Genomic DNA, 22406 nt, shown 5'->3' with positions numbered 1-22406 from the left:
AGTACAGAGGTTAGTCCTTTTATATGACCGTTTTAAAATAATATCCTATTTCTATCACACTGAATTAATTGTATTCTTTAAATAAACCAAAATAAAAACCTCAGCAATGCCGAGGTTTTTGTCTATTTCTTAAATGCTTTCTTAAACTTATCAAATGGTGATTCACTTGTCTTGCTGTTCTTTAGCTTTTCATAGTATTCTTTTTCTTCACGAGACAGCTTCGTTGGAATCTCCACTTTTACTTCTACATACTGATCGCCCTGACCGCCGCGGGGAGCTTTAACACCCTTACCGCGCAGACGGAATTGAGTACCATGCTGAGTACCGGCTGGAATCGTCAATTCAACATCACCATAAACGGTTGGCACATCAACAGTGCAGCCTAATGTCGCATCAACAGCGCTGATTGGCACCGAGATACGAATATCATTGCCGTCACGAACAAAATTAGGATGACGGTTTACATTGATTTCAATGTATAAGTCACCATTTGGACCACCGTTAGTACCCCGTTCGCCTTTATTGGCTACACGGATCTGCTGACCGGACTGAATCCCTGCCGGAATCTTGATTTCCAGCTTAACACGCTTATGCTCATAGCCGCGGCCATGGCATTTCGGACATTTATTCTTGATTTGCTTGCCTGTACCGTTACATTCCGGACAGATTGAGTTCGTCATGAAAACACCAAATGGGGTTCTCGACTGCTGCTGAATCTGACCTGTACCGTTACATCTTGAACATGACTGAATATCATCTTTGCTGCGCGCACCGCTGCCTAAACACTCACTGCACTGTTCATCCACTTCCAGCGTAATTTCTTCACTCTTGCCAAATACCGCGTCCATAAAATCAATCCGCATCTGCATGAAGCGGTCATTGCCTTTGCGCGGCCCTGTTGACTGACGGCGTGAAGATGTCCCACCGCCAAAGAAAGACCCAAAAATATCACTGAAATCATCAAAACCAGCGCCTGAGAAACCGCCGGCACCGCCGCCGAAGGCGCCGTCCATGCCCGCATGACCAAACTGATCATAATTTGCTTTCTTTTGAGGATCGCTTAATACCTCATAGGCTTCATTAATTTCCTTAAACTTTTCCTCGGCGCCTGCTTCTTTATTCACATCAGGATGATACTTCTTCGCCAGGGAACGGTATGCTTTTTTTATTTCAGCCTCACTTGCACCCTTACTGAGTCCAAGCACCTCATAATAATCTCTTTTTTCCATAGAATCACCCTTGACCTTTATTCACTCGTTAAACACGAAATTCTAGCAATGGCTAGAATTCGTGTTTCTATAAACTGTTTAGTTCTTTTCTTTAAAATCAGCATCTACAACGTTATCATCGTTGTTATTTGCAGAACCAGCGTCAGCACCCTGCTGTGCCTGCTGCTGATACATTGCTTCACTGGCAGCCTGTGCAGCTTTTTCAAGTGCATCCAGCTTAGATTTTACAGACTCCATATCGTTTTCGTCAAGAGCTTTTTGCAGTTCATCACGAAGTTTCATTGTTTCTTCCTTCTGCTTAGCGTCAATCTTATCACCGGCTTCAGCGATTGAAGTATCAATTTGGTTGATGAAAGCTTCTGCCTTATTCTTTAATTCAGCTTCTTCTTTACGCTTTTCATCTTCAGCCTTATGTTCTTCAGCCTCTTTAACCATACGTTCGATTTCTTCATCACTTAAACCTGAAGAGTTAGAAATCGTAATAGACTGTTTCTTGTTAGTACCTTTATCCAATGCAGATACGTGTACGATACCGTTAACGTCAATATCGAAAGTAACTTCAATCTGAGGAATACCGCGGCGTGCCGGTGCGATACCGTCTAACTTAAACATACCTAATGTCTTGTTATCATTAGCCATTGGTCTTTCACCCTGCAATACATGAATATCTACTGCCGGCTGATTATCCGCAGCGGTCGAGAAGATCTGTGATTTACTTGTAGGGATTGTTGTATTTCTAGGAATCAATACGGTCATTACATTACCCATCGTTTCGATACCTAATGATAATGGTGTAACATCCAGCAATAATACGTCTTTAACATCACCGCTGATAACTCCGCCCTGGATAGCAGCACCCATTGCTACGGCTTCATCTGGGTTTACTGATTTATTTGGTTCTTTACCTAATTCATTCTTAACCGCTTCCTGTACAGCTGGAATACGTGTAGAACCACCAACTAATAATACCTGATGAATATCATTCTTTGTCAAACCGGCATCTCTTAACGCATTGCGTACTGGGATGATTGTACGTTCAACTAATGATTTAGTCATTTCATCAAATTTAGCTCTTGTTAATGTTGCTTCAAAGTGCAGCGGACCATTAGCACCCGCTGAGATAAACGGTAATGAAATCTGTGTTGTTACTGTACCGCTTAAATCTTTCTTCGCTTTTTCAGCAGCTTCTTTTAAACGCTGCATAGCCATTTTATCTGAACGCAGATCAATGCCATTTTCTTTCTTGAAAGAATCTACCATCCAATCAACAACAACGTTATCAAAATCATCGCCGCCCAGATGTGTATCACCTGAAGTTGATAATACTTCAAATGTACCGTCAGCTAATTCAAGGATAGATACATCGAATGTACCGCCGCCTAAGTCATAAACTAAAACCTTTTGTTCTTTATCTGTTTTATCAATACCATAAGCTAATGCAGCAGCAGTCGGTTCATTGATAATACGTTCAACTTCAAGACCGGCAATCTTACCAGCATCTTTAGTTGCCTGACGCTGAGCATCATTGAAATATGCAGGAACCGTAATAACCGCTTTAGTAACTGTTTCACCAAGATATCCTTCTGCATAAGATTTCAAATATTGAAGAACCATTGCAGAAATTTCCTGCGGTGTATATTCCTTACCTTCCAGAGTTACTTTTTCATTCGTACCCATTAAACGTTTGATTGAAGAAACCGTATCCTTATTAGTTACTACCTGACGTTTAGCAGCATCACCAACGATACGCTCACCGTTCTTATAAGCAACTACTGACGGTGTAGTTCTGTTTCCTTCTGGGTTTGTGATAACTTTGCAGTCGCCGCCGTCCATAACAGCAACGCATGAATTTGTTGTACCTAAGTCAATACCGATAATTTTACTCATAATGTGTGTCCTCCTTATTCGCTTACCTTTACAAGCGCTGGTCTTAAAATACGATCTTTAATCATATAGCCTTTTTGTAATACTTCCAATACCATACCGCTTTCCACGCCTTCCCGGCTTTCCTGCATCAGTGCCTGGTGGAAGTTTGGATCAAACGGCTTATCACTCGCTTCGATTTCAGTGATACCTTCTTTTTTCAGAAGCTCGATCAACTGGTTGTAGATCATTTCAAAACCCTTGACATAAGTCTTGATATCTTCTGAGTCACTCTTGACGATCAATGCTCGTTCAAGATTGTCAATGACAGGCAGAATCTCTTTACCAAAGCTCTGCATTTTATATTTATTAGCAGTATCAAATTCCTGCTGAAGCCGGCGCTTCGCATTTTCAGTATCTGCGTACGCCTTGTAATAAGCATTCTTGGCTACGTCTAATTCCTTGCGTAAATCTTCATTTTCCGCTTTCAGCCGTTCAATTTCTTTTTTCTTGCCATGTCCGTGACCCTTGCCTTCATGTTCACATTCACATTCACAAGATTCAGCTTTCTCATGGCATTCACATTCACAGGCTTCGGCTTCAACGTTTGGCTTAGTTTCCTCAGCCGCCGCTTCGCATGTCTGCTTTTCTTCTGTTTTTTTCTCGTCCATTTTATTCTCCTTATTCGTTGTTGAACATCTTTTCAATCTGCTGGCTCATGTATTCCATCAGCGCAACAACCTGATTATAAGGCATACGCGTAGGTCCCACTACCATCAGCTGGCCTTCCTCATCCTTATTGATCTTAAACTTGCTGGATATGACAGAAACATCGTCAATATTCATTAATTCACGATTATCTGTACCGATCCTGATTGCCATCTCTTCATTGCCATAACCAATCTGACGCCACAGACTGCTGTTTTCCAGCATTGACATCAGCTGCTTCAGCTTTTCAATATCGGCAAATTCCGGCTGATACAGCATATTTTTCTGTCCTGACAGATAAACCTGATCACTGGCAAACCGTACAAAGGCATTGACAAAGGCTTCAAACAATATTTCATGCCGCTTAACCTTGCCTGCCAGCAACGGCTCAATCTCTTTCATTTTTTCAACAACTTCATTTAATGCGATACCGCACAAATTCTCATTCAATATATTGCAGCAGGTGGTAATATCACTCATTGAAATATTATCTTCAAATTGGAAGGTTTTATTTTCTGTATGACCATGATTGGTAATAAATATTGCCACTGCACTGCGTTCATTGATTGGAATCAGCGAGATATGCTGCAAGGTCTGATACCTTGATTCAGGTCCCAGAACCACACTTGTCAGATTTGTCATCTGTGAGAGAATATCACAGCTTTGCCGAACTACCTCATCGATGCTCATGTTGCGGGCATCAAAGACGGTCTGCAAGGCATTGACAACTTTCTGATCAAGCTGCTTTTCCATCAGATTATCAACATAATACCGATAACCTTTAGAAGAAGGTATGCGGCCGCTAGATGTATGTGTTTTTTCAAGCAAGCCCATTTCTTCAAGCGCTGCCATTTCATTGCGCAGCGTCGCTGATGAGCAGTTGAAATCAAGCAGTGTGAGTAATGTTTTACTGCCGACCGGTTCAGCGGTACGAATAAATTCATCAACGATGGTTTTAAATACTTTCGTCTGTCTGAATGTTAGCTGATCCATATTCACCGCTCCTTTCTAGCACTCAACCCTTCTTACTGCTAACAGTATATACCGAATCTTTAGCACTGTCAACAATAAAGTGCTAAAATCAAATAAAAATGAATGTGAAATTATGTGTCTAACATAAAAACGAACAGATTACGCGTCTGTTCGTTATGGCATGATAATTTCTCCGGAAATCACAGGGTTAGCTTCTACCCAGTGCAGCTTTTCCATTTCTTCTTTAACAGTATCATAGGATTTATTAGCGATTAAGATTGTCTGATTTTTTGTAGACGGCTGATACCACTTGCCGCTGTCACGGTCATAAATCAGCGAAGCAAACCAATTTTCACCTGTCGACGCATAGACATACTTTTGGCCGCTTGGTGTTGTTGTCTCTGATTTATATGTATCCATATAAGGCTGTACATAATAAACAGTATCACTTCCATCAAGGATAAGTGTCGGCCATTTCCCGCCATTGGCTTTTTTTAAGATAGCCCGTACCTGATCATTGCTGTTTAACTGCCAATCATTAATATTCTTATCACTTCCGTAAGGGTTAAATTGTTTGTATTTATCTGGGTTATCCATCAAATCTTTCATTTGGTCAAAAATCTGAACTGGAATTGTCGAAGTTGTTTTAGAATGAATCGTACATTTTGTCCGATAGGCAGTTTTCCCTGCATCAGTTGTGTATGATTCAATTAAGTAGCTGCCGCCGTCAGGACATTTAGGCACAGTTGAGAAATATTCTTCATTCGTATTATTTAATACCTCATTCAGTAAATCATAATTTTCATCACTGCCAAGTCTGATAAGCTTAGTCTGATAAGCACGGTTGATTGAGGTCAGATTACTATCACAAACGGCTTTCTTCGCATCTTGGGCATAACCGATAAAAGACGGTACTAAAAAAAGTGCCAAAATACCAAGAATGGCAATGACAACGATTAATTCTATTAATGTAAATCCATCTTTCTTACGCATATCTGTGCTCCATACTGTTTACGAATAATGTTATTATAGCATAAGCAAAAAAGAAAAACAGCCGTGAAACTTGTTCTTCGCAAAAGAAAACTCCCGGAAGGGAGTCTACTCTTTTACAAACGCTAGTTTTTTATTCAGCATGAGCGGACGGTAATAAGCAACTGTATCATTCATCGGCAGCACTTCTGGATGCAGATGAATACCCAGCACTTCACTAATATATGCACGGCGCTTCATGAAAGTTTCATATAGGGCCGGATATTCTTGTTTTAGCTGGTTACGCAGCGCAGCATCCGCTAAAGCGATTCCGCTCTCACAGCTGGCACCGCCCAATCCTTCAACACTTGGAATGATATCAATCTGAAGCAGCATTCCACTTTTTAAAGAAGCCGCTGAGCCTTCAAAAATCGGTGATGACAGCCATTCCTCATCCGCACATAAATGCCCCGGATTCAAATGCCAATGATATTTATGCTTAGGCAACACCTGCTCAATCTTTTGATACATTGCATCCCCGCTCATTCCAAGCTGGATGTTTTCAAGCCATGCAGCAACCGCATAATAATAAGGTTTTGCAATTCCATCTAAATAGGGAACTGTCAATTGTGTTTCATCATACAGTGCATAACCGCTGCGGCTGCTTAAACCACCCTTATAACCCACTGTCAAAGAAATCTTGTCACCTAGTTTAACCTGATTATCAGTGGGATAGAGATTAGCCTTAACGAAACGTTCTCCGGCAGCAGCGATCGTAACAACACTGTTGCGCTGGCCATAACGATTCAGGCACTGCCCAAGCTCCATTTCTGAAACACCTGCCGCCAGCATATTCATAGCCGCCAGCATGCCATCACTCGCTAAAGCAGATCCAAATTCATAATGGGCAAGCTCATTAGCATTATTAATCGTTCGAATTCCTTCTGCGCCAATAAACAAATCACATCGATTCATCAGATTCTTTCTGCCTACTAAAGTTTCAAGTGCCTGAACAATATAATAAGGGAGATCAAAAAGCTGTGTATTATCATTAAACTGACTCGTGAACATTTTCCAGCCAACAACACCAAGCTGCATTCCCTTTTGAATGCCTGCTTCCTTAAAACAATCAATCAGTGATCGTTCACCCTGCATTGGCTGATTAGGCAAAGAAAAGTACGGTACATGAACAGCCTTTGCTTTGATTCGGGAAATACCCGCCTTATTCAAATTTTCATTGCCAAGCAGCAAATACGCTGTGCCATTTTTATGCACGACAAGCAGCGCTTCCTCAAAACGAGGAAGAAAACCAGTTAAATATTCAAAATTAGATCCATGTTCAAGATCACCATAAATAAGCATCACATCTAGTTTTTCTGATTGCATTTTAGCAAGCAGCTTAGCTTTTCTTTCCTGCATTGTTTCATCACTCAGCATCACTGGTTTTTCAGCTTTAGATATAATAGGTTCAGGTATTTCCTTTAGTTTTACTGCATCAAATAGATTCATAACCGCACCTCTTTTTCTTTTTATTTATATTCACGAAGAATCATATCCACCATCTCATCAGCTGCACCATAAGGAAAATATGTATTATATGATTCAAAAACAATTCCATATTCATCCTTATTAACTGCATAATAGTGAAAACCATTACTATATGCACACAGATAAGTAGGCTTTTCATCCGCATTGCGAAGTCTCGCACCTAATACAGTATCAATTTCACAAGGAACACAGACTATCCTGAAAGCTTTAAAATCATAGATATAGCTTAATGTCTCATAATGGATATGATCCTTTTTGAGTTTATCTTTAACATCATAAAGATAGCATGTATCTATCCGATGGTAACGATCACTCTCTGGACTCAGCGTTTCCAATTCAGCTTCCAGTTTCTGCTTTTGATTAAGCAGATACGCATTCTTTTGCGGCTCATAATCAATATGATAAACAATTTCTTTCACATCAACTTCATCGACCTCAACCATTCGCTGAGCACATGGCTTCATCAATTGATCAGCAATACCCTCACCATAACGGATACATTCCTGCCAGTCCACACCTTTTTTTAGTAAACGCGGTGAACTGTCACCTGCTTCACCATTGAAAATCATAACCGGATAGCCGTCATTTCCTTGTAAGCATCTGCGCATAACACCAAAGAAATCTGCACTGATCAGCATATTCTGGGCACCAAGAATTGTAGGATGGCAAGCCAAGTTCAGAATTTTGACAATAGGCTTATTACCCGCACTGATTCGAATTTCATCACAATAGCGATAATACTCATCATTTTGCCGATTCCGATTATTATAATAACCAGTGACTGTATGCTGGTCTAAACAAACGCTCACATCCTCTAGCTTGCTTATTGCCTGACGCAAAGCCAATATCATTTTATTCCGAATCAATTCCCAATACTCAAGATCTGGTTTCAAATCATAAGCCATACCATGAGAAACAACAGGTGAATTGTGCGTGTGTGAACATGCAATGGAAATCTGTTCCCGACGCAAATGAAATTCACAAGACAAAGCCTCACGGCAGAAGTCAGCAAATTCTCTTTCAACAATACAAATATCAAGCTGTATGAAAACCAACATTGTTTTAGCTTCAATACACAGCACATCCATTAACAGATCATCACGCTGTCCATAGGCCGTTCTCAAGCCTTCACCGCTTGCAGCCTTCTGTTCCTCACTTTGATTGAAACAGAATCTAGCTTCATTATATCCTTCCATTTTACAAGGATAAAACGGATTAATTATTTCTCTTGCGTAACCTGCCCTCATCCTGTCACCTGCTTTCTATTAGGCATTAATTGTATACATTAAATCCTTGGCTTCTACTTTACCTGCGGCCTGTGTTGCAATCTGACTGTCATTATGTGTTGCAACCACGATGATTGTAGGATCATAGCCTTTTTCTTTCAGCAAGCTTAAATCAAAACTGCCGATTCGCTCACCGCGTTTAACTTGCTGACCAGCCTTAATCTCAAGATTAAAGCCTTCTCCATTAAGATCAACTGTCTCCAAACCGATATGAACTAAGATTTCTTTACCATCATCAGTTGTAAAGCCCAATGCATGCTGAGTAGGGAAAATCATTGCCACCACGCCGTCAACCGGTGCATATAAGTCTCCATCAGAAGGTATGATTGCCATTCCCTTGCCAATTACACCGCTGGCAAATGTCTTATCATTTACTTCACTTAATTCGATCATTGTACCCTTAGCCGGTGCGCAAATATCAGCCGGTGATGCTTCAACCTTAATCACTAGTTTTTTCTCAGCCGCCAGTGCTTTTTCACTCTTAGCAGCTGTTTCATCAATAGGACGTATATATGTTAACACAAAGGCAATGACAAATGCTACCGCATAACTTAATGCTACCGCTGGCATCGTATCCTCAAAAATAGATAAGGTAATTACCGAAGGTGTAGATACTGTATAACCATGTCCTCCTAATAAGGCACTGATAACGCCGCCAATACCGCTGGCAATAGAAACAGCCATAAACGGCCACTTAAAACGTACAAGCACACCGTAAAGGCCTGGTTCAGTGATACCAAGTAAAGCACTGATTCCTGAAGATAAAGCAACCTGACGATTACTCTTGTTCTTTAATCTGAAGAAAGCACCGAAAGCTGCACCAGATACAGCTAAAGCACTAATACCATAGATGGCAATCAGCGGATCATAACCATATACTTCAATATTAGAAAGAATAATTGAAGTCAAGCTTAGATGCATACCAGTGAAAACGATAAATTGACGGGTAAAGCCAACAACAAAGCCAGCAACCACCGGTGAAAAAGCAAACAGCCAATTAACTGCCATCGCAACATATGAACTTAAATAATAACCAATTGGGCCGGTAATTCCCAAGCTGACAATACCCATGATAATAAAGATACAAACTGGTGCAAATAGCATTCGCATAGTATCCGGAATCACTTTATTCACCCATTTGTAAACATATTTCAAAACCCATACGGATAAAATGATTGGAATCACCGAACCTGAGTATTTAACATAAGTAATCGGCAGGCCAAGCACTGAAATAGATGAACCCGCATTATTGATTACCGTTGGATACATCAACATACCAGCAACAGCCATTGCCATCATCTGATCAGTACCGAATTTTTTAGCTGCTGAACTTGCTAACAAAAATGGCAGGAAATAAAAGGGTACATCAGAGAGAATAGTCAACAGTGTATGAAAGCCTGTTTCTGGAGTTAAGATACTCAGCATGACAAATAAACTGATCAACCCCTTTAATAAACCACCGCCGAGAATACAAGGCAGGCATGGTGATAAACAACCCGCTAAAAAATCTAAAATCATCGCAAATGAGAATTTCTTTTTCTCACCATAATCATCAGGAACTTCACCTTGAGCTTCTATTTTATAACGGCTGATTAATTCATTATACAGGCGGCCAACCTTTTGACCAATAATTACCTGCAGCTGTCCCGCTTTCCACTGTGCTCCTAATACCCCTTCAATCTTTTCAATCGCTTCCACATCCGCTGCTGTTTCCTTTTTTAAAGTAAAGCGCAAACGTGTTGAACAATGCATAACTGTATTAATATTATCCACACCGCCAACAAGCTGAATAATATCATCAATCATTTTTATTTCTTTTTCGCTGCTTTTCATCGCCGTTCTCCTTATTTTCCCAAATCCTGACCGTTTGATTTAATCAGTTTGCTGTACCAATAAAAGGAATCCTTTTTTATACGCCGCAAATCTAATACTTCTTGATCAGTTGTATTGACATAAACTAAACCATAACGCTTTGCCATACCATTGCCTGTACTTAACAAATCAGTAAAAGACCATGGATTATATCCCCAAACCTCACAGCCATCCTCAATGGCCATACCAATCTGTTCAATCTGATCACGCATGAAATCAATACGATATTCATCATGAACATGACCATCTTCACTTAATACATCATGTGCACCAATACCATTTTCTGTAATCATCATCGGCAGACGATAATGATCCCACATATAACGCAGCATATAACGCATCGCTATCGGATCAATTTCCCAATCCCAATCCGTCACTTCTACATAAGGATTGGCGCATAATTGATATTCGCCAGGAAACTTAGGATACACAAACTGTCCTTTAATTCCTTCCTTATTCAGCTGAAGTTCAAGATAACTTTCATCAGGCGGACAATCCATTGCCGTATTGCTTCGATAGCAGTTCAATGCAAAGAAATCAATTTTAGCCTCCTGAATCAGTTCCATGTCTCCTGGCCGAATATCTGGATCAACATCATGAAGCTGCCAATACTTTTTCACAAAATTGCTGTACTCACGATGAACATATAAATCATTCCAGATTTTCTCAGTCAATTCCTCAGCATTCATAGCTGCAATCTGATCAGCAGGCTTACAGCTTTTTGGATAAATTGGCACATAACCGGGAACCGGTCCGATTTTCCCATCTGCGACCATCTCATGACAGGCAATAACAGCCTTAGCATGACACAGATTCATAATATGATTAATCTGCCACTTTTCTTTTTCCCAGTCTGTACATCCTTTATCAATACCTAACCATTTGCCATAAACTATCTGCATATTCTGTTCATTAATTGACAGCCAATATTTAACACGATCACCAAATGCTTCAAAACATACTCGAACATAATGATCAAAGGCATCAATTATGCGGCGATCTCGCCAACCGCCTAATTCTTCATCAACCCAAACTGGCATATCATAATGATACAGAGTTATGATCGGCGTAATATGATGACGAATTAATTCATTAATCAAGTCATTATAGAATTGAATGCCTTTTTCATTTACAACACCATCACTGGCAGGTATAATTCTTGACCATGAGATTGAAAAACGATATGAACTAAATCCGCATTCAGCCATCAATGCTACATCCTCTTTATAATGATGATAATGATCGGCTGTAATTGAATTATCTGTATATGGTTTTTTCTTCTTGCTGTTCAAATCAATAATTGCCGGTGTTCTGCCATCCTCAGCAACACCACCCTCAACCTGCCAGGCTGCCGATGAAGCTCCCCATAAGAACGTATCCGGAAACTTTGGCTTTTCTTTATAATACATAGCGAATCTCCTTTATCGATATTTTCGTATATTAAATTAAATACAATGATTCAGACATTCTAGCTAACTGAATAATTCATGAGCGCGCATCAGCATTTCTCTGCCTGATCCTTGTTATCCATAGTCTAGCATTATTTTTTCTTAAAAGGGTGCCAGCTTTTGCTCCCTCTTATTCTAAATTGCATCAATTGGATACATAGGTCTTAAAATTTTCTGATACTTAATTTTCTCTGTACGCTGATTGGTAGCCCCATCGGTCAAAGACATAACAAAATATTTAGCTGCCTGCTTCAGTTCAGGATATAAATAACCCTGTTTTACAACAATAACATCATAATCCATATTAATACCAGCATAATCATATTGAGCTTTTTCCGCAAACGATACCGCTTTTTGCGCAATCACGATATCAATAGGACGATCCTTCAGACGAACGGTAACACAGCTGCCAATCGCTGTCTGATCACCATAATGATGATGCAGTTCACCTTTAGCAAGGATTGTAGCATTTAGCGAAACCTTAGCTGATAATGCATCTTCATCAATACCTAAGTCAAAGCTCACGGTACTGCCTAGCGCATAATCTGCAAGCTGGTTTGCACAGCCTTCATCACTGATGCAAGCAAAGAGAATGCGTTTCTCTGCATAATCTTCCAGAGCCAGGAATTGACGAAGAATGAACGTATTACAGCCTGGTCCGCCAGCCGTACAATTATCACCTGAATCTGTAATAAAGCATGGTTTTCCCTTTGCCGCCATCACTTCTCTCACTGCATCCTCTGGCTCCAATGCCGTACCTGTAAAATGAAACTCATGCCTTTTAGAAAAAGCAAAAGCTGCAATTTCATCTGCCTTTGTATTCGCATAAGCGGTATCCTTTTCACTATTAGGCACAACAATTACACTGGCTCCGCATTTATCACTGTCGTGACGTACATAGCCGATATGATATGAGCAGCACATAATTCGCTCATCCTTTTCAATTTCATCAAGCATCTTATTAATTGAAACCATTGGTTCATCGGTGGAAACTGTCCGTTCACCACCCAAAAGCACAGGTACTTTGCGATAAACTGGATGAATATTGCGGCGGTGATTTAACAAGTCAATTAACAAAGAAGCAACTAAACGATGACATTCCCTGCGATCTGTATGCGGTGAATGTCTAAAAGTTCGTATAATCGTACAATTATCAGCCTGCTCCTGTGACAGATTGCCATGTGGGTCCATAACCATGGCAATTGGCATATATGGGCCAACAATTTTTCTGATTTCACGGATTATATAATGCTCGCCGCTGCCGCCTGACAGTTCCTGCACATGACTGGCACCATGCAGAAAAAAGAACATTCCATCCAGTTCATGCTGGTGTTCTTTTACAGCCTTAATAAATTGATTAGCAATATAGTCAAATGCTTCCTTAGCAACAATGCCACCGGCTCTGCCATCTGCATAAATAGCAGGTATTACTTCAATACCCTCTGCCGCAAATAAATCATCGACATATAATGCCTTAGCTACCTCATCACCTGTTTTCAGCATAAAACTAGTTAACTCACAATATTCCTTTACTCTAGCATTGGATTCCGCAACGAATCCGCCTATTAATACTTTCATGGTACAACTCTCCTTTTTCATACCTTTATGTTAATGGAACAGATAAAAAAATGGGGTTCAATTTCTGCACCATGAAAAAAGCATCTGCAGCCAGCAGATACTCTTAAGTATTATTTTGTATTCTTTATGATCGTACCGTAACGGCGCACATAGGTACTATATAAATTATCAAACACATATTCCATACCATACTTACTATAGACTGATTTCACATTCGAATAATCATTGGCACTTAAGTGGTATACCTTATCATAAGGTACTTCAAGCTCACTGATCCTAGCCGTTGTCATCAATGCCTTATACGCCTTGAGCTGAGTAATTACAGGCATCACCGCTCTGGCAAAATTACCGGTAGCTGATACCGTCATAACATAATCATTCTCACCTAATGAAAGCAGAAAATCTATATCCATATTAGTATCAGTCATAACTCGAACAAGCTTACCGCTTAAAATCAGAGGTCTTTGAAATTCCATCAAAAACAAAATACTCGAATAAGAAGAAAGGAATACAACATTCTCACTGTCATGAATCCGTTCTACAATACGATCCACCTCTGATGTATCCATACGTTGATTCAGTTCATTTACCATCTTAGCTAACTCGCCTGCCAGCCACTCCCGATAATTATCTCGATCTGTAAGCTTCATAAAATAATTATACTGATAATCAAATTCTCTGAATTCATCCTTAAGATCCTTAAAATTATCATAACCGATTTGCTGACAAAAACGGCGTACACTGCTTCTTGATACATAACAGTCAGCCGCTACCTCATGGATATTCAGCTTGCTTAATTCGGTATAATGCTCAAGAAAATACTTGGCAAGCACATAATCCGGATCGTCTGTCTTATTCTGATTAACTATTGAAAACAATGAATAAACTAAATCTAAGCGATTAATCTGCATGTGTATCACCTGCAGTTATCATAGCATAAGTAAGAAGCTATACACAATACAGCATTTTCACAATTGTCCTTATGGCATAACTATCTGACCAGTAATAACCATATCCTGTGGATTTGATACTTCACTCCAACCATACTCTTGCATCTTTTCTTTTACCTGATCAAATGACTTATCTGAAACACTGAATGATTTTTTACCCGTCCACCACTTACCAGTGTTTGAATCATAAATATAATTAGTATTCCAGTTACCATTACCATTCGGGGAAGCATAAATAATGATATCCCCGCTTGAATTACTGCGATGTGAATCGATATAAGGCTGAACATATAAAGTTTGGCCATTCACTTGTAAAGTCGGCCATGAGCCACCATTTATATATTGTAAATAATTTCGTAATTCATCATTGTTATTCAGGACATAGCTTTGAAACATTCCTATATTTTTTGCCGTACCACCAGTTTTCTCTACACTCTCCTTATATAACTCATAATACTTTTTAAACTCATCAGAAGTGACATCCATATCTCTCACATTTTGATTAAAATGTATCATCTGATTCAGAATCTGAGTCGGTATTTTGCCTAATACATTTGAATGCTCTGAGCATACCACCTGAAAGACAGATTGTCCGGCTTCCTCACCTGTATTAATGATATAATAAATACCACCAGATGGGCACTTAGGCGCGGTGCTGAAATCATCAAATTCATTATTCATAACTTTATCAAGAAAATCACGTTCTTCATCTTTCTCCTGCTTTGCCATCTGAAAATGATAGGCCCGCTGAATTGATGTCATATTACTTTCACAGACAGACTGTTTCGCATCTTTCGCATATCCCATAAAGGAAGGTACAAGAAGAAGTGCCAAAATACCAAGAATGGCGATAACTACAATCAATTCTATAAGTGTAAATCCTTTCCTGTTTTTCATATTTGCCTCCCCAAAAGCATACCTATTTATTATATATGTTTAATATATTATACTACAAAATAATTTATTAGCGAATGGCAATTTAACGCAAGAATCTTGATTTACAAGAATTAATCGATTTCAGCTTCTGTAACTCAGATCATCAAAGATGAAAAAAGTGTCATTGATTTGAAAAAACAGTCAAAATGCATTATACTAACTTAAAGATCATATACTCTAAATGATCGCAAATGAAAGAAGGGAATCTATGAAAAAATATATCTTATGGAAAAATGATGGCATGCTTGCTGCCGGTACAACGTTAAGAGTTGCTGAACAGCCCGAGAATTTTAATATGGCTCTCCATGTAGGAGGCGATAAAGAAAATATATTAAAAAACCGCAATAAATTCTGTGAAGATTTCAACATCAGTTTGAATCAGTGTGTATTTGCTCAGCAAACACATTCTGATCATCTAATCAAAGTTACCAACGCTGACAACGGTAAAGGCAGTGATGACGCTGCGAGCGCAATTCCTGATTGTGACGCGCTTTATACGAAAGAAAAAGGAATTATGCTTGGTGTCTTCCATGCTGACTGCGTACCAGTGCTGATTTACGATCCAATTCAGGAGCTGGTTTGCGCCATTCATGCTGGCTGGCAAGGTACCGTTAAAGAAATCACTGGCAAAGCGATTAATTACCTAAAAGAGAATGAAGGTGTTGATCCATCTCAATTACTGGTTTATATCGGACCGGCAATCTGTCAGGATAATTTTGAAGTTGGTGAAGAGGTTGTAGAATTAATCAATAATATGAGCTTTGATACTTCAGCCTTTGTTTATCAAAATACAGAGACTAAAAAAGCTTATGTTGATAATAAAGGCCTGAACCGTGAACAGTGTATTCTTGCCGGTGTACCTTATACGAATATCTCGGTTGATAAAAACTGTACTTATTCGAATCAGGAAAACTTCTTCTCCTATCGTCGGGATAAGAACTGCGGACGGCATATGAGCTTTATCATGATGAAAGAAGGAAAATAAATGAAAGAAATCAAACCTGTTGAGATTAAGGAAAATCTGATTGATTTAATTAAAAATCAGTGGATGCTGGTTACTGCCGGTAATACGGAAGCCTGCAACACTATGACTGCCAGCTGGGGTTTTGCCGGATATATCTGGAATCGCCCGGTTGCTGTTACTGTTGTGCGTCCGCAGCGCTATACGTATCAGTTTATGGAAAAAGAAGATACCTTCTCACTCTGCTTTTTTGATGAGGAATACAGAGATGCACTGAAGCTTTGCGGCAGTAAATCAGGACGCGACATTGATAAAATCCAAGCAAGCGGACTGAGTGTCAATTATACTGAGGCAGCGCCTTACTTTGAAGAAGCCAAGCTTGTGCTGATTTGCCGTAAGATTGCCGTTTCAGATATTGATCCTTCCCAGTTTATTGATGCTGACATTGATAAGAATTATCCAAACAAGGATTATCATCGCAGCTATACTGGGGAAATTCTAAAGGTTTTAGAAAAAGCTTAAATTTAATTAATTTAATAAAAGGAAGTTTTAAGTCATTGAATCAATCAGTGAAATTAAAGCTTCCTTTTTATTCTTCTGCTTCTATTGAAAAAGCAGCTCTAGTGACTGCTGATGATTATCGGTATAAAAAACGATCCTAGTATACCATCACTTGTATATCCTTGATTCATCGTATTATAAACTAGTTGATTATTGTCATTAACATATAAAAAAGCATTTTCTGGTAAAGGGTATAATTTATTTAATAGATAACAGAATTTTGCCACTGGATAACCATCGTATAGTTCTCCTTCACATTCCCGATATTCACTCTTCAACAATTCAGATTGTATCGTTTCTTCCAAAGTATCCAAATTAATATCAAAATCATTGAGCAAATCCTGATTACTGATAACTTCTCCTGTTTTTAAACGTACCGTATAGTGTTCATAGCTGATGTTCATTCGATCCGTTAATTCGGATATTGTTATCGTTATAGTTGCATAATCATCAGAAATATAAATATGAGTAAATGTTTTTGTATACTCTTGAATTATCTTATCTTCTGCAGTGAATGAATATTCCACTCTGTATTTAATGTGTTTATATCTCTGCCTTTGCAATTCTTCAATTCTATTGTTAAGTTCCCTTACATCTTCGGTATCAATATTAAACACAGGTATCTGAATTTGCATGTGATCTTGATTATCCACACAAAAATAAGACGGATAATCCCATTCGCTTTTAAAATCTATTTGTAAATCTTCTTTGATATATGCCCAATCCTTAGTTTCATCGATTTTCTTAATAGCTGCCGATACTTCCGGCTTCCCCTGCTCCTCATGTATATCAGACTGTACGATGTCTGGCGATTCTACTGGCTTATCTGCTTCCGGCAATGATTTAACACAGCCTGCCAGCATTATCAAAAGCAAAAAAACCATCAGTATTCTTTTCATCATACCCACCGCCCTCTCTAATATAAATATACGCATTTAATTCGAATATTTATAGGTTCATGTAGTTTTCATTCTACACTATCATACTGATATCATTTCAGCTGTTCTATTTAATGATCATAAACATCATCCATAAAAATAAAAAAAGACAAAGCCTTATTCGATTTTGTCTTTCTCATCTAAACGTTTAGTCAGCCATTTCCAACGCAATCTTCATCATATTAGTAAATGAAGTTTCACGTTCTTCAGCGGTTGTTACCTGGTGCGTAATTAATGAATCAGAAATAGTCAGCAGACAAGCGGCATTCTTGCCTAAAACCTTCGCATTGTGGAACAGCGCGAAGCTTTCCATTTCTACACAAACACAGCCATGTTCATTGTAGAACTCTGCCGGACCCGCAACATTATCTTCATGATAGAAAACATCGCTTGAATGAATTCTGGCTTTGATTACTGGAATATTTAATTCTTCTGCTGCTTTTTCAAGACGCGCGTTCAGATCTTCACTTGGATATGCAATATCTGAATCATAACCGTTCTGTGCCTTCGCAAAATTTGATTCACTCCAGCTGCTTTCAACCAAAATTGTATCAAACAGATTCAGCTTATCAGTATAAGCACCTGCTGATCCAATACGGATAATATTTTCTACGCCGTAGAATTTATACAGCTCATAGCTGTAAATACCGATTGAAGGCATACCCATACCGCTGCCCATAACGGAAATCTTTCTGCCCTTATAAGTACCGGTATAACCAAACATGTTGCGCACGGTATTAAACTGCACAGCGTCCTCTAAAAATGTTTCCGCGATATATTTTGCACGGAGCGGATCTCCTGGCATTAACACGGTTTTCGCAATACTTCCTACTTCTGCTCTATTATGTGGTGTTGACATAACAAATCCTCCTTCTATGCTATTTATTATAACATACAGCCGCTCCTTCTTTGCAATAATTTTTATTAAAGCTTGCCTATCGAACACTTAAAAGCTACAATGAATAGGACGAGGTGAAACTATGAAAAGAGAAGAGGTACTTTCACAGTACAAATGGGACCTTTCATCACTTTTTCCTAATCAGGATGCCTTTGATGAAAATATCCGTCGATGCGAGGATTTACTGACAGCCTTAAAACAGATGGAAGGGTCAATCTGTAAGGACTGTGAAAGCTTTATCGCTTATATGGAAACCAGTGAAGCATTCGGCTCCTGTTTGGACAATGCATATGTCTATGCGAAAATGTGCTGTGATGTGGAACCTGAAAAGGCTTTGAATCAGCAGAATCTTGCGAAAGCCGAGCTATTGATAAATACTCAGCAAAGTGAGCTGGCTTTTGTTGATCTGGAACTGATCCGACATAAAGAGATTGTAGACGAATATCTGAAGCAGCCGGCCTGCAAGGATTTCCGTTATCCGATTTCCTGTGTGTGGAAAACGATTCCGCATCGATTGGATGAAGCCGGTGAGAAAATGCTTGCCGATATGCAGGACATCTGTGACAATGCCCAGCGTACCTATCAGTCATGGCGGGTAACGTTTAAGGATGTCATGGTTGACGGCAAACCGCAGTTTCTTAATGGCGCGACACTGCGCGAATTTCTGCGTAACCCTGACGCACAGGTACGAAAAGATGCCTATACCAATTATTTCAGTGAATATAAGCGTTTAAGCGCACCGATGTCGAATCTATTGATTGGCCATGCCAAGGGGCAGGTCTTTAACGCACATACCAGACATTTTAATTCCGCGTTAGAAGCCAGTCTGTTTGAGGATGATGCTGAGAAGAAGCTGTTTGATAAGGTATGCATGATGGCGAATGAAAAGTATATCAGCGGCTTCCATGCCTATAATGCCTTAAAAAAAGAATTGCTGGAACTTGATGAGCTGCACTATTATGACTTAAATGTACCGCTGGTTAAGAATGCTCAGATTCACTATACCATTGAGGAATGCTTTGCTATATTGGATGAAGCATTAAAACCATTGGGCGATGATTATCTGAGCAAACTGCATCAGGCCAGAGACAATCAATGGATTGATTTCATGACTCATGAGGGAAAACGGCCGGGCGCTTATTCATGGGGAACGTATACATCAAACGCCTATGTGATGATGAATTTTACCGGCGGTTATGATTCCCTCAGTACGCTGGCTCATGAGCTAGGTCATTCAATGCACTCTACCTATTCCAATGAAAATAACCGCAGTATGCTGGCTGGATATCGGATCTTTGTCGCTGAGGTTGCGTCCACCGTGAATGAGATTCTGCTGAACCGTTATCTGTTAAGCACCAGTGATAATGATGAATATAAAGCTTATATTCTATACAATCTTTTGGAACAGCTGGTCGGTACCTTATACCGTCAGCCGATGTTTGCTCAGTTTGAGGCGCAGCTGCATGAGAAGATTGAAAAAGGTGAAGCTGTTTCAAATCAGACATGTATGGATCTGTTCCTCAGACTCAGCAAGGAAAACTATGGCCCTGAGGTGCTTCTTGATGAAACGATTCATGGTGCCGGCTGTTACTATGTACCGCATTTCTATTACAATTTCTATGTTTATAAATATACGCTTGGTATGTCGGTGGCATTGTCATTCGCACAAAAGATATTATCCGGCAATACATCTGACTATCTGTCCTTCTTAAAGATGGGCGGCAGTGAGAGTCCAATTGATGAACTGATTCATTCTGGCGTTGACCCTAATAATGATGAGGTATACAATGATGCATTTACCTTCTTTGCACAGACATTGGAGGAATTTAAGGAGCTGATGAAAAAATGAATCGTTATGAAGAAATAAAGAAAATCGCTGACCGTTACTATAACGGAATCGAAAATGATGAAAATAGAGCGCTCTGTTTTGAACACAGTCAGGCAGTTGCCGATTGTGCAAAAGAGATTGCTGAAAAAGAGAATTATAATCCGGAATTAGTTCAGATTGCCGGTTATCTGCATGATTGTGCTCAATATCTTGAACATGGTCATCATCATGCTTTCCGCTCAAGTGTCATGGCAAGAGATATGCTGGTATCTTCAGCTTTATTCTCAACGGAAGAGATTCATCGCATCATGAATTCAATTGCCCGCCATTCTGATAAAGACCGTGTTGACGGCATCTGTGATGAAATCTTAAAGAATGCCGATTTGTTGGCCAGAAAGCGATGCGGTGATGAGCTGAGTGACGCGGCGATGGAGAGAATTAAAAATTATTTATAAGAATAAGGAATGGATTTCCTTCATTAATTAATTTAGAAAATTATGTTATCATTATCGAGGACAAAATATTTTAAATGAATCAGATCGTATCAGGTTTAAAGATATTATTTTAATTATTGATGATAATAAGACATGTATAAAAAATGACCATGCTTGAGAGTATTGAAACTCTGACATGGTCATTTTCTGTATGCTCCTGCTTTAAATTTTCTTTCTGACTTTACTTGTTTCTGTGAATACCTCATTTGCATGGGTGTCTTATTCTAATTATCCATTAATTTTTTTTGGGCATGTATAACGGTTTAAGCCTTCAGTATGCTTGCCATATTCAATAGCTTCAACTGGACAGCGGCAGATACAGGCCATACAGTGTGTGCAGTCCTTCCCCCATTGCGGTTTGCCATTTACAAGCCGAATATTATTCAGCGGGCAAACATTTACACATTGACCGCAGCTCACACAATCAGCCTTTGCATAAAACTTATCCGCCTTCACCATCAAAGAGTAAAATAATGGATTTATTACCTGACTGCACACTTTACCCTTAAAGCTGATTGGCTGTGCCGGGATGCTGCTGCCATTTTTAATCCACTCCACAATCCTAGCCAGCAACGCGTCAGCCGCTTCAATAATTTTCAATGCTTCCTGTTGATTCGGCGCTGAATAAAGCGCAATATAATTCTCCGGCATAATAACCTCTGCGCAGCCTTGAAATTGATAACCCTGATCAGCGCATAAACGTTTCAGATTCGCTTCAGCATTGCCAATCGCGCCGCCGCAGGTCAGCACAAAATATACTTTTTTACTGCCATTTAATTTAGTTTTGTGCAAGTATTCCTCAACAACGCGCGGAATCCGCCAGGCATAGGTCGGTGCCACGATAACCCATGGTTTTTGAGAGGTCAGCTCACGCGTATCCTGAGAACGTATTTTGGCAAAAAGATTCAAGCACTCATCATCTGTCTTGGCTGCGATTTTCTGAGCCGCATACTCGCTGTTGCCAGTTCCTGAGAAATATAAAATCATCATTCATCATCCTTTCCTTGATTATCACTAATATGCAGAACACCCTCAACAATCAGCTTCATCAGCTCTGAAAGGCTCTGCCACTGAGTTTCATTTGCCTTAATGTAATAAAAATTCATCGTTCCCTCCTTCCGCATATTAACAATGCCGGCCTCTTTTAATATCTGCAGATGATGTGAAACCGAGGGACGTGTTAAATGTGTCTTTTTCGCAATCTCACCGACACGGATACCATTCAAATCACTTTCCAATAGGACAAGCAGAATCAGCTGTCTTGTTTCATCACCGATTGCAGTCAATGCTTTCCGATTGTTTTTAAACCCTTCTGTAATCATCATCAGCCGCGCCGCACAATCCATTTTTTCTGCCATTATAGCCCT

The 22406-nt window shown here is 39.5% G+C and carries 20 protein-coding genes; 4 read left to right on the top strand and 16 right to left on the bottom strand.

All coding sequences use genetic code 11. The annotated features are described in order from the left end of the window. Positions 1 to 122: 122 nt before the first annotated feature. From dnaJ to DWZ33_RS18285, 12 genes are all read right to left on the bottom strand, one after another. Positions 123 to 1229 carry a molecular chaperone DnaJ gene (gene dnaJ / locus DWZ33_RS11860; protein WP_022938330.1) on the bottom strand — a complete coding sequence of 369 codons (1107 nt, stop codon included), beginning with the start codon at positions 1227 to 1229 and terminating at the stop codon, positions 123 to 125. 78 nt (positions 1230 to 1307) lie between these two features. Further along, positions 1308 to 3116 (bottom strand): molecular chaperone DnaK, encoded by a 1809-nt coding sequence (gene dnaK / locus DWZ33_RS11855; protein WP_022938331.1) that lies wholly within the window; start codon positions 3114 to 3116, stop codon positions 1308 to 1310. 14 nt (positions 3117 to 3130) lie between these two features. Then, on the bottom strand, positions 3131 to 3763 hold the full coding sequence (gene grpE, locus DWZ33_RS11850) for a nucleotide exchange factor GrpE (RefSeq protein ID WP_022938332.1): 633 nt from the start codon (positions 3761 to 3763) through the stop codon (positions 3131 to 3133). Positions 3764 to 3773: 10 nt separating this feature from the next. Further along, positions 3774 to 4793 carry a heat-inducible transcriptional repressor HrcA gene (gene hrcA / locus DWZ33_RS11845; protein ID WP_022938333.1) on the bottom strand — a complete coding sequence of 340 codons (1020 nt, stop codon included), beginning with the start codon at positions 4791 to 4793 and terminating at the stop codon, positions 3774 to 3776. Between the two features lie 153 nt (positions 4794 to 4946). After that, entirely contained in the window at positions 4947 to 5765 is an 819-nt protein-coding gene (locus DWZ33_RS18430) for a prepilin-type N-terminal cleavage/methylation domain-containing protein (RefSeq protein ID WP_182425681.1), read from the bottom strand. Positions 5766 to 5870: 105 nt separating this feature from the next. After that, positions 5871 to 7250 carry a M24 family metallopeptidase gene (locus tag DWZ33_RS11835; protein ID WP_118454956.1) on the bottom strand — a complete coding sequence of 460 codons (1380 nt, stop codon included), beginning with the start codon at positions 7248 to 7250 and terminating at the stop codon, positions 5871 to 5873. A gap of 20 nt (positions 7251 to 7270) precedes the next feature. Next, positions 7271 to 8536 (bottom strand): hypothetical protein, encoded by a 1266-nt coding sequence (locus tag DWZ33_RS11830; protein WP_118454955.1) that lies wholly within the window; start codon positions 8534 to 8536, stop codon positions 7271 to 7273. 18 nt (positions 8537 to 8554) lie between these two features. Further along, positions 8555 to 10408: a glucose PTS transporter subunit IIA gene (locus DWZ33_RS11825; RefSeq protein WP_022938337.1), complete on the bottom strand. Its 1854-nt coding sequence runs from the start codon at positions 10406 to 10408 to the stop codon at positions 8555 to 8557. An 11-nt stretch (positions 10409 to 10419) separates the two neighbouring features. Then, positions 10420 to 11856 carry a glycoside hydrolase family 1 protein gene (locus DWZ33_RS11820; RefSeq protein ID WP_118454954.1) on the bottom strand — a complete coding sequence of 479 codons (1437 nt, stop codon included), beginning with the start codon at positions 11854 to 11856 and terminating at the stop codon, positions 10420 to 10422. Positions 11857 to 12030: 174 nt separating this feature from the next. Further along, positions 12031 to 13473, bottom strand: a complete 1443-nt coding sequence (locus DWZ33_RS11815) for a M81 family metallopeptidase (RefSeq protein WP_118454953.1) — start codon at positions 13471 to 13473, stop codon at positions 12031 to 12033. Between the two features lie 110 nt (positions 13474 to 13583). After that, positions 13584 to 14384 carry a MurR/RpiR family transcriptional regulator gene (locus DWZ33_RS11810; RefSeq protein ID WP_022938340.1) on the bottom strand — a complete coding sequence of 267 codons (801 nt, stop codon included), beginning with the start codon at positions 14382 to 14384 and terminating at the stop codon, positions 13584 to 13586. A gap of 69 nt (positions 14385 to 14453) precedes the next feature. Next, positions 14454 to 15320 carry a prepilin-type N-terminal cleavage/methylation domain-containing protein gene (locus DWZ33_RS18285; RefSeq protein ID WP_118454952.1) on the bottom strand — a complete coding sequence of 289 codons (867 nt, stop codon included), beginning with the start codon at positions 15318 to 15320 and terminating at the stop codon, positions 14454 to 14456. 247 nt (positions 15321 to 15567) lie between these two features. On the opposite strand from DWZ33_RS18285, the gene pgeF reads away from it, so the two are divergent. Both pgeF and DWZ33_RS11795 read left to right on the top strand, forming a co-directional pair. Next, positions 15568 to 16344, top strand: a complete 777-nt coding sequence (pgeF, locus tag DWZ33_RS11800) for a peptidoglycan editing factor PgeF (protein WP_118454951.1) — start codon at positions 15568 to 15570, stop codon at positions 16342 to 16344. Further along, entirely contained in the window at positions 16345 to 16842 is a 498-nt protein-coding gene (locus tag DWZ33_RS11795; protein WP_118454950.1) for a flavin reductase family protein, read from the top strand. A gap of 98 nt (positions 16843 to 16940) precedes the next feature. On the opposite strand, the gene DWZ33_RS11790 is transcribed toward DWZ33_RS11795, so the two are convergent. Both DWZ33_RS11790 and deoD read right to left on the bottom strand, forming a co-directional pair. Beyond that, positions 16941 to 17780 carry a membrane lipoprotein lipid attachment site-containing protein gene (locus DWZ33_RS11790; RefSeq protein ID WP_220452431.1) on the bottom strand — a complete coding sequence of 280 codons (840 nt, stop codon included), beginning with the start codon at positions 17778 to 17780 and terminating at the stop codon, positions 16941 to 16943. A gap of 187 nt (positions 17781 to 17967) precedes the next feature. Then, entirely contained in the window at positions 17968 to 18678 is a 711-nt protein-coding gene (deoD, locus tag DWZ33_RS11785) for a purine-nucleoside phosphorylase (protein ID WP_118454948.1), read from the bottom strand. A gap of 121 nt (positions 18679 to 18799) precedes the next feature. On the opposite strand from deoD, the gene pepF reads away from it, so the two are divergent. After that, positions 18800 to 20566 (top strand): oligoendopeptidase F, encoded by a 1767-nt coding sequence (gene pepF, locus DWZ33_RS11780; protein WP_118454947.1) that lies wholly within the window; start codon positions 18800 to 18802, stop codon positions 20564 to 20566. Then, positions 20563 to 21000: an HD domain-containing protein gene (locus tag DWZ33_RS11775; protein ID WP_118454946.1), complete on the top strand. Its 438-nt coding sequence runs from the start codon at positions 20563 to 20565 to the stop codon at positions 20998 to 21000. The genes pepF and DWZ33_RS11775 overlap by 4 nt, the downstream gene beginning before the upstream one ends. A 267-nt stretch (positions 21001 to 21267) precedes the next feature. Here DWZ33_RS11775 and DWZ33_RS11770 read toward each other — a convergent pair whose 3' ends face one another. Continuing rightward, entirely contained in the window at positions 21268 to 22029 is a 762-nt protein-coding gene (locus DWZ33_RS11770) for an EFR1 family ferrodoxin (protein WP_338067200.1), read from the bottom strand. Beyond that, the gene (locus tag DWZ33_RS11765) at positions 22026 to 22397 is read right to left on the bottom strand and encodes an ArsR/SmtB family transcription factor (RefSeq protein WP_022938348.1); all 372 of its coding nucleotides are present in this window, start codon (positions 22395 to 22397) and stop codon (positions 22026 to 22028) included. Before DWZ33_RS11765 ends, DWZ33_RS11770 begins: the two co-directional genes overlap by 4 nt. Between the last annotated feature and the right edge of the window lie 9 nt (positions 22398 to 22406).

The sequence above is a fragment of the Dielma fastidiosa genome (assembly GCF_003475485.1).
Taxonomy (GTDB): Bacteria; Bacillota_I; Bacilli_A; order Erysipelotrichales; family Erysipelotrichaceae; genus Dielma; species Dielma fastidiosa.
The sequence above is the reverse complement of the archived record's forward strand: the minus strand, read 5'-3'. Positions and strand labels throughout refer to the sequence as shown.

Coding starts and splice junctions, on each gene's coding strand:
- dnaJ (WP_022938330.1), bottom strand. CDS start 1,229: ATGGAAAAAAGAGATTATTATGAGGTGCTTGGACTCAGTAAGGGTGCA.
- dnaK (WP_022938331.1), bottom strand. CDS start 3,116: ATGAGTAAAATTATCGGTATTGACTTAGGTACAACAAATTCATGCGTT.
- grpE (WP_022938332.1), bottom strand. CDS start 3,763: ATGGACGAGAAAAAAACAGAAGAAAAGCAGACATGCGAAGCGGCGGCT.
- hrcA (WP_022938333.1), bottom strand. CDS start 4,793: ATGGATCAGCTAACATTCAGACAGACGAAAGTATTTAAAACCATCGTT.
- DWZ33_RS18430 (WP_182425681.1), bottom strand. CDS start 5,765: ATGCGTAAGAAAGATGGATTTACATTAATAGAATTAATCGTTGTCATT.
- DWZ33_RS11835 (WP_118454956.1), bottom strand. CDS start 7,250: ATGAATCTATTTGATGCAGTAAAACTAAAGGAAATACCTGAACCTATT.
- DWZ33_RS11830 (WP_118454955.1), bottom strand. CDS start 8,536: ATGAGGGCAGGTTACGCAAGAGAAATAATTAATCCGTTTTATCCTTGT.
- DWZ33_RS11825 (WP_022938337.1), bottom strand. CDS start 10,408: ATGAAAAGCAGCGAAAAAGAAATAAAAATGATTGATGATATTATTCAG.
- DWZ33_RS11820 (WP_118454954.1), bottom strand. CDS start 11,856: ATGTATTATAAAGAAAAGCCAAAGTTTCCGGATACGTTCTTATGGGGA.
- DWZ33_RS11815 (WP_118454953.1), bottom strand. CDS start 13,473: ATGAAAGTATTAATAGGCGGATTCGTTGCGGAATCCAATGCTAGAGTA.
- DWZ33_RS11810 (WP_022938340.1), bottom strand. CDS start 14,384: ATGCAGATTAATCGCTTAGATTTAGTTTATTCATTGTTTTCAATAGTT.
- DWZ33_RS18285 (WP_118454952.1), bottom strand. CDS start 15,320: ATGAAAAACAGGAAAGGATTTACACTTATAGAATTGATTGTAGTTATC.
- pgeF (WP_118454951.1), top strand. CDS start 15,568: ATGAAAAAATATATCTTATGGAAAAATGATGGCATGCTTGCTGCCGGT.
- DWZ33_RS11795 (WP_118454950.1), top strand. CDS start 16,345: ATGAAAGAAATCAAACCTGTTGAGATTAAGGAAAATCTGATTGATTTA.
- DWZ33_RS11790 (WP_220452431.1), bottom strand. CDS start 17,780: ATGAAAAGAATACTGATGGTTTTTTTGCTTTTGATAATGCTGGCAGGC.
- deoD (WP_118454948.1), bottom strand. CDS start 18,678: ATGTCAACACCACATAATAGAGCAGAAGTAGGAAGTATTGCGAAAACC.
- pepF (WP_118454947.1), top strand. CDS start 18,800: ATGAAAAGAGAAGAGGTACTTTCACAGTACAAATGGGACCTTTCATCA.
- DWZ33_RS11775 (WP_118454946.1), top strand. CDS start 20,563: ATGAATCGTTATGAAGAAATAAAGAAAATCGCTGACCGTTACTATAAC.
- DWZ33_RS11770 (WP_338067200.1), bottom strand. CDS start 22,029: ATGATGATTTTATATTTCTCAGGAACTGGCAACAGCGAGTATGCGGCT.
- DWZ33_RS11765 (WP_022938348.1), bottom strand. CDS start 22,397: ATGGCAGAAAAAATGGATTGTGCGGCGCGGCTGATGATGATTACAGAA.